11 protein-coding genes are annotated in these 13,909 nt (G+C 53.6%); 3 read left to right on the top strand and 8 right to left on the bottom strand.

Annotated features, from left to right (window positions below; translation table 11 throughout):
- Positions 1-283 precede the first annotated feature (283 nt).
- From rodA to AC6F7T_RS06975, 5 genes are all read right to left on the bottom strand, one after another.
- Positions 284-1,381 carry a rod shape-determining protein RodA gene (gene rodA / locus AC6F7T_RS06995; RefSeq protein WP_500717334.1) on the bottom strand — a complete coding sequence of 366 codons (1,098 nt, stop codon included), beginning with the start codon at positions 1,379-1,381 and terminating at the stop codon, positions 284-286.
- A 12-nt stretch (positions 1,382-1,393) separates the two neighbouring features.
- Positions 1,394-3,232, bottom strand: a complete 1,839-nt coding sequence (mrdA, locus tag AC6F7T_RS06990) for a penicillin-binding protein 2 (RefSeq protein WP_500717333.1) — start codon at positions 3,230-3,232, stop codon at positions 1,394-1,396.
- Positions 3,229-3,756, bottom strand: coding sequence for a rod shape-determining protein MreD (mreD, locus tag AC6F7T_RS06985; RefSeq protein WP_500717331.1), 528 nt, complete (start codon positions 3,754-3,756; stop codon positions 3,229-3,231). The genes mrdA and mreD overlap by 4 nt, the downstream gene beginning before the upstream one ends.
- On the bottom strand, positions 3,753-4,571 hold the full coding sequence (gene mreC, locus AC6F7T_RS06980) for a rod shape-determining protein MreC (protein ID WP_500717330.1): 819 nt from the start codon (positions 4,569-4,571) through the stop codon (positions 3,753-3,755). The genes mreD and mreC overlap by 4 nt, the downstream gene beginning before the upstream one ends.
- 105 nt (positions 4,572-4,676) lie before the next feature.
- Positions 4,677-5,723, bottom strand: coding sequence for a rod shape-determining protein MreB (locus AC6F7T_RS06975; protein WP_500717328.1), 1,047 nt, complete (start codon positions 5,721-5,723; stop codon positions 4,677-4,679).
- A 205-nt stretch (positions 5,724-5,928) separates the two neighbouring features.
- On the opposite strand from AC6F7T_RS06975, the gene AC6F7T_RS06970 reads away from it, so the two are divergent.
- From AC6F7T_RS06970 to AC6F7T_RS06960, 3 genes are all read left to right on the top strand, one after another.
- On the top strand, positions 5,929-7,872 hold the full coding sequence (locus AC6F7T_RS06970) for a SurA N-terminal domain-containing protein (protein ID WP_500717326.1): 1,944 nt from the start codon (positions 5,929-5,931) through the stop codon (positions 7,870-7,872).
- 12 nt (positions 7,873-7,884) lie between these two features.
- Entirely contained in the window at positions 7,885-8,766 is an 882-nt protein-coding gene (locus tag AC6F7T_RS06965) for a phosphoribosylaminoimidazolesuccinocarboxamide synthase (protein WP_500717325.1), read from the top strand.
- 287 nt (positions 8,767-9,053) lie between these two features.
- Entirely contained in the window at positions 9,054-11,210 is a 2,157-nt protein-coding gene (locus AC6F7T_RS06960) for an exonuclease domain-containing protein (protein ID WP_500717323.1), read from the top strand.
- Positions 11,211-11,225: 15 nt separating this feature from the next.
- On the opposite strand, the gene AC6F7T_RS06955 is transcribed toward AC6F7T_RS06960, so the two are convergent.
- The 3 genes from AC6F7T_RS06955 to AC6F7T_RS06945 all read right to left on the bottom strand — a co-directional run.
- Complete coding sequence (locus AC6F7T_RS06955; protein WP_500717321.1) at positions 11,226-11,390, bottom strand: hypothetical protein; 165 nt, start codon at positions 11,388-11,390, stop codon at positions 11,226-11,228.
- Positions 11,390-12,433: a selenide, water dikinase SelD gene (gene selD / locus AC6F7T_RS06950; protein WP_500717319.1), complete on the bottom strand. Its 1,044-nt coding sequence runs from the start codon at positions 12,431-12,433 to the stop codon at positions 11,390-11,392. The genes AC6F7T_RS06955 and selD overlap by 1 nt, the downstream gene beginning before the upstream one ends.
- Before the next feature lie 58 nt (positions 12,434-12,491).
- A partial coding sequence (locus tag AC6F7T_RS06945) for a SelB domain-containing protein (RefSeq protein ID WP_500717318.1) occupies positions 12,492-13,909 on the bottom strand: 1,418 nt, incomplete at its 5' end.

Below are 13,909 nucleotides of genomic sequence, written 5' to 3'. Positions count from 1 at the left end.
CGTAAGTGATCAGCAGCATCTCCCCGACCAACTGGCAGGCCGGCAATATTATCAACCAACCGATCGTGGCTATGAGAAGCTCATCGGCGAGCGCCTGGAACATCTGAGACAGCTACGGAAGACTAAAACTTGATGCTTTCGCAAACAGCATCTTACTTGGATGGCTATGCAAAAAGCGCCAAATGCAAGGCGCGCCATTGTTGAACAATGAGGCGTACTTAAGTACGTCGAAGCAGTGAAACGATGGCGGCAACGCAGCAGTTGGTGAGTTTTTGCGACGCCATCAAAACATGAAACGCCGCATACTCACATTCATCAATAACCCCACCCCAATCATCATCGTCACCATACTGGTCCCACCATAGGAAAACAACGGCAAGGGCACCCCGACCACCGGCAGCAAACCGATCACCATGGCGAGATTGACGACAATATGCCAGAAGAACATAGCGGTGACGCCGATCGCCAGAAACAGCCCGAACTGATCACTGGCGCGCCGGGCAATATAGAGCCCCCAGGCAATCAAAAAAAGGTACAATAGCAACAACAACAGACAACCGACAAATCCCCATTCTTCAGCAAAAACCGAAAAAGCAAAGTCGGTGTGGCGCTCCGGCAGAAAGGATAGCTGGGCCTGGGTTCCCTCAAGAAACCCCTTGCCAAAGATCCCCCCACTGCCAACGGCAATCTTTGACTGGATAATATGGTAGCCACTGCCCAGCGGATCAGCATCAGGGTTAAGGAAGGTCCTGACCCGGGCACGCTGATAATCATGCAGGCCAAACCATCCCACCACCCCGGTCGCCAGAGCCAGAATCGCCAGCCAGACAAGCGTTGCGCGCTTCAGACCGGCAAACACCAGCATGCTCAGGGCGATCAATACCACCATCACCGTTGTGCCAAGGTCGGGCTGCTTGAGAATCAACAGGGTCGGCACCAGCAACCATAGAGCGGGACGCCACAGATCTCTCACGGCAAAACCCTGAGACGTGGCCATTTTTGTCAGCAGGCGGGCAAACAGCAGAATAATCGCCACCTTGATCACTTCGCTCGGCTGGACATTAATAAAGCCGAGATTAATCCAGCGGGTTGCGCCCATGGTCGTGCGGCCAAGAAAGATGACGGTGACAAGCAGTCCGATCCCGAAGATATAAGCGTGAACCGCCAGATACTGCAGATGACGGTAGTCAAAAAGACACACCAGCATGGCAATAAACAAACCACTGCCCAACCACACCAATTGTTTAAGGTAAAGTGGCGTGCCACCGTAGCTCCAGTTTGCCGTGGCACTATAAAGGTTCATAATCCCCACAGCAGCAAGCATCAGCACCGTCAACAACAAAACCCAGTCAAAGTGATAGATTAGCCGGCGATCAAACATCGTAAATATATCCTATTCGCCGCTGTTGCGAAAATAACGGCTGATAATATCGCGCGCGATGGGTGCGGCGACCCGCCCTCCTGACTGACCGTGCTCAACGATAACTGCTACCGCAATTTCAGGATTTTCAACTGGGGCATAGGCGACAAACAGAGCATGGGAGCGCTGACGATAGGGAATATGCTCATCACCGGTCAATAGTTCTTCTTCTTCATCACTCAAACGCCGAACCACCTGCGAGGTGCCGGTCTTGCCGGCTACGCTGAGCCAATCAAGGTGAGCGAGACGACCGGTTCCGCGCAAATCGCCGACAACGGCGACCATCCCTTCTTCAACAGCTTGCCAGTGCTGCGGTGAATAATCGAGTTGACGGATCAGTTGCGGCTCAAACAGTTGGGTGACGTTCCCCTCCCAATCTTCGATGCGCTCCACGATTTGCGGCTTCAGCACCTGCCCACCGTTGACCAGGGCAGCAGTCATCACCGCCAACTGCAAAGGCGTGGTCAACACATACCCCTGACCGATAGAAGCGATCACTGTTTCCCCGGCGTACCAGGGCTCATTAAATTGCCGGCGCTTCCATTCGCGGGACGGGATAGTGCCGGCACGCTCCCCCGGCAAGGCAAAACCCAGAGTTGAGCCGAAGCCGAATTCTTTGGCCGCTGCTGACAGTTTGTCGATGCCCAACTCCAACCCGACCTGGTAAAACCAGACATCGCAGCTTTCGCGCAGCGCCATTTTCAAATTAGCCGCACCGTGACCTTCACGTTTCCAACAACGAAAGCGTGAATCACCAACAACCAGAGCTCCGGGACAATAGATCTCGCGATTAGTGCCGGCGATCCCTTCGCGCAGCGCTGCCAGAGCAACCACCATCTTGAAGGTTGACGCAGGCGGATAAAGACCGGTAATCGCTTTGTTCTGTAGTGGGTTACGACGATCACCAAGCAAGCTGCGCCACTCATCCGGGCTTATCCCGCGGGCAAACTGAGCCGGGTTATAGGTCGGCAGGCTGACCATTGCCAGGACTTCACCAGTGTGGACATTAAGTGCAATCGCCGCCCCGGCACGATTGCCAAAAGCTTCTACTGCGGCTTTTTGTAACTCCAGATCAACTGTCAGATAGACTTTTTTGCCTGGTTCGGAACTCTGCGCCTGTAACATCCGCAGCAACCGCCCCTGCACATCAACCTCAATCAGTTGTTGCCCCTTGTCCCCCCGTAAAGAATCTTCATAGCTGCGCTCCAAAGCCACCTTGCCGATCAGATCACCGCCCCGGTATTCCCCGAAGGATGCGTTTTTCAGCTCCTGCTCGGTGATTTCCCCCAGATAACCAACCACATGGGCAACGGCATCAGGGTCAGGATAATCTCGTAGCGGGCGCACTTCGATTAACACTCCGGGCAAATCGATACTGTTTTCCTGAACCCGCTCGACCAGCTCCCGTTCGACATCGATTATCAGCGGAACGGGTCGGTACGCCGGCAAGCGCCGCCCTTCCTGCCAACGCATTTCCAGTTGCTCGGCACTGACATCGAGCAGACTGGACAAGCGACTAAACAGCTCGTCACGCTGGACAATATCCTGACGCATCACCGAGATCTGAAAAGCCGGGCGGTTATCGACCAGCAATACCCCATGACGATCATAGATCGGACCGCGCGGTGCCTCGGTTATCAGCATGCGCGTGCGATTACGCACCGAGCGATCAAAAAGATCTTCGTAACTGATAACCTGCAGGTACCAGAGGCGCAACAACAGCAGCACAAATACCAGCACCGCCGCCAGCGTATAGAGATAAAAACGGCGCCTGACGATGGGAAGATCGATCCACTTGACCTTGAGGTTCACGATAGATCTCCACGAAAAATCCTGGTGGGGTCTGACCGTCCGGAACCCTTCAGAAACCAACGGGGGAAAAAGATCAGCAGCAGGAAAAATACCAGCAGGGTACTGAGGGTCTGTTGTGCCAGGTTGGTGGCTAACAAATAGAGGATGGTAGCAAGATCAGCATAGGTGGTCATAATAAAAGCAACCAGCAAACCATGAACAACATTGGCGCCGATCAGCATCAACATCAGCAGGGCCGGACTTTCAACGTTAAGTTTATCCGCCAGCAGACGAATCAGGATAAAAACCACCAGACAAGCAGCTACATGTAATCCAATAGTGGTGCCACTCATGCTGTCAAGGAACGCTCCCAACAGCATGACTGTCAGCATGGCAGGCACCGGTCTTTCGCGCAGCGCCAGCAGCACAACCAGAATCAACATCAGATTGGGGCGCCAGCGTGCTTCGAGAAACAGCGGGGAAAAAGTGCTCTGCAGCAGCAAAAAAACGCCGGCAGCAACCAGGTAAAGTAAACAGCGATTCATCGATCTTCACCCAAAACGACAAGCACTTCTTCCAGACGGCTGAAATCGGCCATTGGTACCGCCTCAATACGCTGAAACAAATCAAAGTAATCATGCGAAGTAGAAACCACGCGGGCCAACGGCAGCCCCTTGGGGAAAATGCCCCCCATGCCGGAGGTGACCAGCAGATCGCCGGGCTGGATCGTCGCGTCTTGCTCGATATACTCAACACTCAGCCGGTCACCATGGCCGCGCAAAATCCCCCGGGAGCGGGTATCCTGTATCAAGGCGGCCACAGCCGATGATGGGTCGGTGATCAGCAGAACCCGTGCACTGTGGGGAGAGGTTTTGATAACGCGCCCGACAACACCATCGTAAGCCACCACAGGGAGCCCCTGACGCAATCCTGAGCGCGATCCCTTATCAATCACAATGGTGCGCGACCAGGGGGTCACATCCTCACCAATCACCTGGGCCGGGAGCGCCGCGAGATCAAGGTCATCAACAAAGGCCAGCAGCTTGCGCAGACGCTGATTCTGCAGGGTAACTTCATCAAGCTGATTGAGACGGGCCCGCAATGTCCGATTTTCCGCCGCCAATTCCAGATTGCGCTGACGGGTATCAACCAGCCACAGATAATCGCGCCACACCCTGAGAAAGCCGTTTGCCGCCCTATCGATACCCAGTTGAAGAGGGGCCGTAGCGGACAACACCGCCCGTTCGAAAAAAGTTGTGACCGATTTCTGGCGGACATTGTACGAGTAGAGGGTCAGCGCTGCCAGCAATAACAGGATCGCCAGCAAGTAAAAACGATAGCGAGTTAACAGGTCACGCATCAGACGCCCTTAGTGAAAAAGGCTGCAACAAGCTGCAAACAGACAGGGAGGATCGACTGATCCTCCCTGCGACTGCAACCCTCAGAGATGTAATGGCACACAGTCTCAGGAAGAAACCGATACCTGTTTGAGCAGATCAAGCTGGTCGAGAACCGCACCGGAGCCAAGCACAACGCAAGAGAGTGGTTCTTCGGCGATCAGCACCGGCAGACCAGTTTCTTGACGCAACAAGAGATCAAGATTTTTCAGATAGGCGCCGCCACCAGCAAGAACAATCCCCTTGTCGACGATATCCGCTGCCAGTTCCGGCGGGGTACGTTCGAGGGAAATACGCACCGCTTCGATAATCGTGCTGATCGGTTCCGACATGGCTTCACGGATCTCATCAGAATTGACGACAAGAGTCTTGGGAATACCACTGACCAGGTCACGTCCTTTGACCTCCATCGTTTTGGTATCTTCGCCGGTAGAGTAAACGTTACCGATCCCGATTTTAACCCCTTCCGCAGTGCGTTCACCAATCAGCAGATTGTACTTGCGCTTAATGTACTGGACAATCGCCTCATCGAGCTTGTCGCCGCCAACACGGACACTCTGGGCATGAACGATACCGGCCAGGGAGATCACCGCAACCTCGGTAGTACCGCCACCAATATCAACAATCAGGTTTCCCGACGCCTCAGTGATCGGCAGACCGGCACCAATAGCGGCGGCCATCGGCTCTTCAATCAAATACACCTCACGCGCACCGGCCGATTCCGCCGATTCGCGCACCGCACGCTTCTCCACCTGAGTAATGCCGGACGGCACACAGATGACAATGCGCGGACGCACGAGATTCTTACGGTTGTGCACCTTGCGGATAAAGTAGCGCAGCATTTCTTCGGCATAGTCAAAATCGGCAATAACGCCCTCTTTCATCGGCCGAATAGCAACAATACTACCGGGAGTGCGTCCCAGCATTTCTTTAGCATCCTTGCCCACGGCCAGCACCCGCCGCTGGCCTGCGGCGCCAGTCTGCACAGCGACGACAGAGGGTTCACTGACCACAATCCCCTTTCCGCGCATGTAGACCAGCGTATTGGCGGTACCCAGATCGATGGCCAGATCATTTGAAAACAGACCTAGAAAGGCGTCGAATATATTAATCATGTGATGTCCTGTATGCGCCGGCGGCGCAGGAGGGATTGATAACTGAAACCCGTTGAAAAACCTTGCCACTCTAGCAAATGCGATTTCATTAGGCAAGGACTATGAGGGCAAAAATTTCATTGCATTCAGGCAATTTTCTGGTCTAATGTACGGGTTTATTTTATCGAAAGAACTTAAAAATACTACCGAAGGAGCATCAAAAATAATGCTTGATATTGTCCGGTCGAAAAAGAAATCCTTTCTGATTAAAATTGCCTTTGCTGTTATTATTCTCAGTTTTGTCATCGGTTATACCATGCTGACCGCCCCCACTGACCAGCGCTCCGATCGTAGCCGTGACGTCGCAGCCAGGGTCAATGGCGACCCCATCAGCTTTGCCGCCTACCAAAGCGTTTACAGCAATCTCTACAACCTCTATCAGAGTATCTATCAAGGCGCTTTTGATGCCAATCTGGAACGCCAGCTGAATCTACCCCGCCAGGCGCTGCAGCAATTGATTGAAGAACAACTGCTGGTACAAACAGCTAAACGTCTTAACCTGCGCGTCAGCAACCAGGAGCTGGTTAACAGTATTGCAGCGTACGATACTTTCCAGGTCAATGGTCAGTTTAATCGCGACCGCTACGTAGAAGTCCTCAGTTACCAGCGTATTTCTCCGGAACAATTTGAACAATCGCAGCAGCGCGAACTGCTGACCCAAAAGGTTCGTGACCACCTGCAACAGAATGTCACCATCACTCAGGACGACGTTGTCTCCTTCTTTCATCGGGAAAATGACATGATCAATCTTGATTATGTCTGGCTAACAGCAGCCCTGGTAGAGTCGAAGGTCGAGGTGACCGATACCGCCCTTGAGGAGTTTTTCAACGCCAACCAGGAAGCATTCCGCATTCCAAAGCGGGTCTCCCTGCGCTATCTATTGTTCGACCCGGCTCGCTACGAAGCTGAACTTCACACCTTCAGCGAAGCCGACATGGATCGCTATTACCGCCGCAATCTTGAACTATTTGAAGTAGAAGAGCAGGTTAAAGCGGCGCACATTCTGTTGCGCATTGACGAAAACAGTGACCCGGACACGATCAATAGACGCCGCGAACTGGCGCAGAATATCCGTCAGCAATTGCGCGATGGTGCTGATTTTTCCCAACTGGCGAAATTGCACTCAGACGACACCGCCAACGCTGCTGACGGCGGTGATCTGGGCTATTTCGGGCGCGGCATGATGGTCAGCGACTTTGAAGCTGCGGCCTTTGCCCTGCGCCCCGGCCAGATGAGTGATGTGATTCAAACCCCTTTTGGTTTCCATCTGATTAAAGTAACGGATTATATCGCCCCGGGTTTCAAGCCGCTGGTTGAGGTTACCGATACGATCAAGACAGGACTGATCATCGAAGGATCGCGTCAGCTTGCCTACGAAAAAGCCATGGACACCTTTAACATCAACCGGCGCAGCGGTGACCTCGAAGCGGCCGCACGGGAAAACAACCTGGGCATCAAAGAAACCGGTTTTTTTGCTGCTGACGAGCCCATTAATGGGCTGGGCCGTGTCAGCGAAATCAGCGATGCCGCATTTTTGTTGCAACCCGGCGAACTGGCGCGACCCATCAATACAACCAATGGCGTCTTACTCATCTCCTTGAAAGATCAGCAGGAAAGCCGCCTGCCGGAAATGGATGAGGTAAAAAGTGCAGTAGAAAGCGCCTACCGCGCGGAGCAAGCTCAGGCTCTGGCATTTGAGCTGGCAGAAAAACTTCTTGAACTTTCCCGCGACCAACAGAATCTTGCCGCAGCAGCCAGCCAACTCGACTTGCGGATCGACAATACCGGCGATTTCAGTCGAAGCTTTGGCTACTTTATCCCGCAAATCGGCTCCTCACAGGAACTGGCAGAAGCAGCCTTTGAACTAACCGGGACAGCTCCGGTTCTTGACAGAATCTTTACCTTTGGCGATCGCTATCTGGTGGCCGCTCTCAAGCGGGCTAACCGCGCGGATTTTTCTACCTTGGATGATGCTGCGGTCAGCCGACTGCGCGAACGGGTATTGATTGAAATGAAAGATCAAGCGGTGTCTGACAAACTTGATGAACTCTACCAGCAGGCAAGCATAGAAATTATTGCACCCGAACTTATAGCTGCCTTCCAGAACTAAGAGGTTTCCACTATGACTGCAGTCATCACTACTACCAACTGTCCGGAGTTAAAACTGATCAACCGTGGCAAGGTACGCGACATTTATGATCTTGGCGAGCATCTGCTGATCGTCGCAACCGATCGCATATCCGCCTTTGATGTCGTCATGGAGGAGGGAATTCCCCAGAAAGGGTATGTTCTGACCCGGATCTCAGAGTTCTGGTTCAATCAGATGACCGACCTGATCCCTAACCACCTGGTGTCAACCAACATCGATGAGTTTCCCGCCATTACTCACCAGTACCGTGACCAACTCGAAGGACGCAGCATGCTCGCCCGTAAGGCACAGCCCCTGCCCATCGAGTGCATTGTCCGCGGTTATCTCTCGGGCAGTGGCTGGAAAGAATATAAGAAACTCGAATCGGTATGCAGCATCCCGTTGCCGGGCGGTCTTAAGGAAAGCGACAAGTTACCACAAACCCTGTTTACCCCATCGACCAAGGCGGACATCGGCGAACATGACGAAAACATCTCCTTTGACCAGGCGGTCGAGCTATGCGGACGCGAACTCACCGAGAAAGTACGCGACATCAGTATTGCCATTTACGAACGTGCTCGCCAGGTTGCCGACAAAAAAGGGATCATCATTGCCGACACGAAATTCGAATTCGGCATCTTTAATGGTGAGCTGATCTGGATCGATGAAGCCCTGACCCCTGACTCCTCGCGCTTCTGGCCGAAGGATCTCTATGTCCCGGGTAGCGCCCAGCCCAGTTTTGACAAGCAGTTTTTACGTGACTATCTCGAAACCCTCGACTGGGGTAAAAAAGCGCCACCGCCCAAACTGCCGCAGGACATCGTCGACAAGACCGGCGAAAAATACCTGGAAGCCTTAAAACGACTGACCTGTTAAAAAAGAACGCTGTTCTATCAAAGCCACGCCCCCCGCGAATAATCGGTCGTGGCTTTGCTTTTTTGTCGCAAAGAAGATTTTTGCCATAACAACGTTTGCCATCTGCTGGTATTTGTCTTATATTTTAGATCAATTCTCACGGCTATAAGATAACCGGCAACGGAAGTTTTTCGGTTTTGGCCTTCGCAGTTCCTGTTATTGAGCGGCCCTATAGCGGTTAAGATCAATCACCTGTTATCACCTCGAACCGCAACATCTACTCTTGCAGTGGGCGTGTTTTTGTCTATATGAAACCTAGTTTTAAATACTGGATTTTTCTGGTTGCCATCTACTTTGCGGTTATCAGTATCATGGCCGCCAGTCTGATCGGTTCCTGGGCCAGCATTAATGAGTCACAACAGCTGGCTCTGGAGGAAATGCTCCCCAAACTGATCCCTTTTCCACTACTGGGCACCATTACCATTCTCTTTATCATCGGCGCGCTCATCAACCTGCTTTTCAACGACTACATCATGCCGATCCTGAAAATGGCTGAAAGTTCGCGCATCATCACCACGGTGAACCCGGAGCATCGCATCGAGCTTAAAACAGCCTCTAAAGAAATTGAATACCTGGCGGAAATAATTAACCAATCTGCTGATGCTTACGCTGCGCTGCAAAAAAATGTCGACGGTCGGATCGCTGCCGCCCAGGCGGTCATCAATGAGGAGCGCACCCGGCTTGCCGCTCTGATGTCGGAATTGCCCCATGGCGTTATCGTCTGCAACAGTGACGGCCAGGTGCTGCTTTACAACCAGCAGGCCCAGGAATTGATCAACAACAATGGCTCCGGTGACAACAACAACCCCCAGGGGCTTCTCGGCCTGGGGCGGTCTATTTTTGGCATTCTTGAGCGCGATCAGATTGCTCACGGCCTTGAAATGATCAATCGCTGTCATACGACAGGACATGCCAAACTGATCAGCAATTCGATGATGACCCTGCGCAACGGTGCCTGCCTGCGAGTAAATATGGCGCCTTTTTTCTTTGAGCAGGAAGATAAACGCATGATTTCCGGTTTCGTCCTGACCCTCGAGGACATGACCCGCCAGATTGAAGCTGACAGCCGCCGCGATGTTCTGATTCAATCGCTGATCGATGAACAACTCAAGGACCTGGAAGAAATTCGCCGATCGATTACCTCGATTCTTTCCAAACCTAACCACGACCCGGAGCAACTGCAGGAATACCGAAGAACCATTGACCAGGCTTCCAAAGCGTTGCAGGAGAAGGTTCTTGAGGCGCGCACCAATTACGCCCTGCATCTTCATGCGTTGAGTAAAACCGAAAATGTTTTGGCGGAAAATCTGCTTGAAGTCATCAGCCAGAATATTTCCGAGCGTTTCGACCTGCAGGTCATTAACCTGGCCCCCCAGGGGGTCTGGCTTGAGATCGACAGTTATTCCATGGTGCAGGCCTTCTCGCACCTGGCCGGCCAACTCAGCAAACACTCCAGCCTGAAGGATATTCTGCTGACCCTGACGATCAACGAACAGCAACAGATTGAAATCGCCATCACCTGGCCGGAGCAACATGCCGATCCAAGCCTGCTGGATACCTGGCAACAAACGCCGTTGATTGCTGATACCAATGGCAAGCTGCTGAGTTTTACCGATACCATCGAAAAAGCTTCAGGCACCATCGAGGCCTTGCGGGATGATAACAATCAGGCCTGTGGCATCCTGATCACCCTGCCGCCGGTTGACCAGGAGTGTCGGTTGTCGGCACAAAGTGACATCGAACATCGACCGATTTCCTATGAATTTGACCTGTTTAACCGTGGTGAAGAATGGGAGGAGCTGGGGCAGACCCCCTTGAAGAAATTAACCTATGTGGTTTTTGATACAGAAACAACAGGGCTTAATCCGACCCAGGGTGACGAAATCATACAACTCGGCGCTATCCGCATTATCAACGGAAACATTCTTTATCGTGAAGTGATCGATCAGCTGGTAGATCCGCAGCGGTCGGTACCGGTCGAATCGGTCGCCATCCACGGCATCCAGCCTCATTTGCTCAAAGGGCAACCGACGATTGACAAGGTATTGCCGCACTTTCAAAAATTTACCGAAAACTCCGTCCTGGTGGCACATAATGCCGCCTTTGATATGCGTTTTCTTCAGATCCAGGAAGAACGCAGCGGCGTCACCTTCACCAATCCGGTCCTCGACACCCTGCTGCTCTCTTCTATCGTTCACCCGAACCAGGACAACCACTCCCTCGATGATCTGGCCAAACGCTTCAATGTCACCATTGTTGGTCGCCACACCGCCCTGGGAGACTCCATTGTCACGGCAGAAGTGCTGCTCAAACTGATCCCGCTGCTGGAAGCCCACGAGATCTACACCCTGTCTGACGCATTGGCCGCATCAGCCCAGTCTCAATACGCCAAGGTCGCCTACTGACAAGCTGACAGGCTTCTAGAAAAAGCGGAAAGGGTTACGCAACAATCCCCGCACACGCTGCACCAGGCCATGAATGCGACCGAGTTGCAACGCCACCTGCGGCACCCGACCTAAACCGAACAGAGCAACAAAGATCGCCCCCAACAGCACCAGTTCCCCGATCCCCAAACCAAAAATCATCAGCGCTCCAATTCCAGTGAACCGGTCGTTTGATGAAGCACTTCACCGATATGCCAGGCGGCTACTCCGCGTTGGCGCAGCTGTTCAAGATACCCATCCAGTTTCTGCGGCGCCAGCGCCAACAGCAAGCCGCCAGAGGTCTGGGGATCACATAACAGATCAATCAACAGCGGATCAACGGGACGCGGCTGGTGGCAGCGTGACAAATAAAATTTCTGATTGCGATGAGAACCAACCGGCACCAATCCGATTTCGGCCATTTCCAGAGCATGGGGGTAAACAGGAAGGCGTGAGGTAAATAAACGCAACGCAACCTGGCTGGCGTGGGCCATTTCAGCAGCATGACCTATCAACCCGAAGCCGGTAATGTCGGTAGCAGCAGAAACCCCAACCGCCATCATCACTTCCGACGCATCCTTGTTGAGAGCGATCATCCCGTCAATCGCGGCAACAATGTCGGTTTCCGTCAGCACGTCACCTTTTAATGCGGTCGTTAACAAACCGGTTCCCAAGGGCTTGGTCAAGAGCAGCTGATCGCCGACCCTGGCGCCACAGGTCGTTACCATCTGGCGTGGGTCCACCGTACCGGTGACACTTAAGCCGTATTTAGGCTCGTCATCCTCGATGGAATGACCGCCGGCGACTACCGCGCCGGCCGCATGGACACGCTCAGCACCACCGCAGAGGATCTGAACGAGGATACTTTCTTTCAGACAATTGACCGGAAAACAGACAATATTCATCGCTGTCAATGGTCGGGCGCCGACGGCGTAGAGATCGGAGAGGGAGTTGGCGGCAGCAATCTGGCCATAGCGATAGGGGTCATCGACTACCGGAGTAAAGAAATCGACCGACTGCACCAGCGCCAGCGACTCACTGAGACGATAAATAGCCGCATCGGCAAACGGAATTTCCTGCGATAACAAGGCAGGATCTTCACTCTGGGGGAGCTGACTCAGTACCTGGGTCAGGGTCTCAGGACCTATTTTTGCCGCTCAACCGGAACTGCGCGACAAGGAGGTCAGTCGAATATTCATTCTCATCCCTTTAATAGTTTCAGTTCTACCCACTACCCACTACCCACTACCCACTACCATGAACCTATACTTCAGGCAACTGCCAGGCGACCCGGTGATCATCGACGCGACGGGTAAATTTCATGCTGTCGAACAGTTCCAGCAGCGCCTGGGTCAGCTTGCGCCCACTGCCGAGCTGATCACGGAATTGCGCCAGAGTCAGGGTGGGTTGCTGCTTAAAATGACTGATCAGCATTGTTTCCGCCTGACGATAATGCTCCATGTGCAGGGAGCTCTCCTGATTAAGGCGCACCAGCAGCCCTTCCAGATACAGAAAGGAAAAATATTCATCCGCATCGATATCCGCAAAGCCTAACTGCGACAGGACATCCTGGTTGTTCTTGGCATCAAAGCCGGCTGAACGAAAATGGGCTTCAATCCGCGCGACAATCTGCTGCTGCTCCGGTTGCAACTGCGGCTGCCAACCGGGCGTAGCAATCAGGTCGCGGCGCGGTTCCAGCACCCCCTCATCAAACGCCCATTGCAGTAACACCTCGAACCCCTTCGGTGCCAGTTTAGCGGAAATCCGTGCCTGCAGAGTTGCCCGTGGCATGCCGTGGCGCAAAGGGTGCCGGCGGTGATAGTGACTGACGATTTGCGGCAGTTGCTGCTTCCAGCTGCGCAGCCGTTCACTGTTCACCCACTGTTCGACAAGCAGGTCAACCCGTCCCTGGTCACGCAGTTTTTCCAACCCCGCCAGCAGTTGATCGCGACCGGTACCGGTTTGTTTTTCCAGTTCCTTCAGCCGTGCCAATTGCAGCTCATCAAGTTTCTGCAACCAGAAGCCCAGATCACCGGAAACCAGTTCCTGCAGACGCTGGATAACCTCAGGACGAAAGCGCTTGTGCTTGTGCGGTTCAGCGTCAATAACAACACCGCCGCCGATGGTGTGCATGGGAGAATATGAACGGATGATAAAGCGATCGCCGCGATGCGCCAGGACCGACTGATCGAGGGCCAGTTGCACCAGGGCTTGTTCACCACCCTCCATCTTTTCGCGGTCCAGCAGCACCACCCGGGCAACGCTGCGGCCGGTTCCCAGATGAAAATGAACCGGATCACGAAACTTCAGTGGCCACGGCGCATCAGGTAACAGTTGCAGCTGAACATCAATGCGCCGGGTCGCGCGAAACAAGCCCGGCGTGCCCAGCACCGAGCCGCGCGGCACCTGTTCACGATTAATGCCCGCCAGGTTCAGGGCCACGCGCTGGCCGGCGCACACCTGGCTTACCTGCTGATCATGCACCTGTGCCTCGCGTACCCGCGCGGTGACCCCGGCCGGCAGGATTTCAAGACTGTCACCGGTGGTGATGGTACCGCTGTTGAGGGTGCCGGTGACCACGGTACCAAACCCGCTGATACTGAAGCAGCGGTCTACCGGTAGACGCACGGCGCCGCTGTTATCGCGCGGTTCAACCTGGCGCAGTTGCCGACGGATGGTCT

The sequence above is a fragment of the Pelovirga sp. genome, assembly GCF_059864205.1.
Note: the sequence above shows the minus strand (reverse complement) of the source record. Positions and strands in the feature narration are given on the sequence as shown.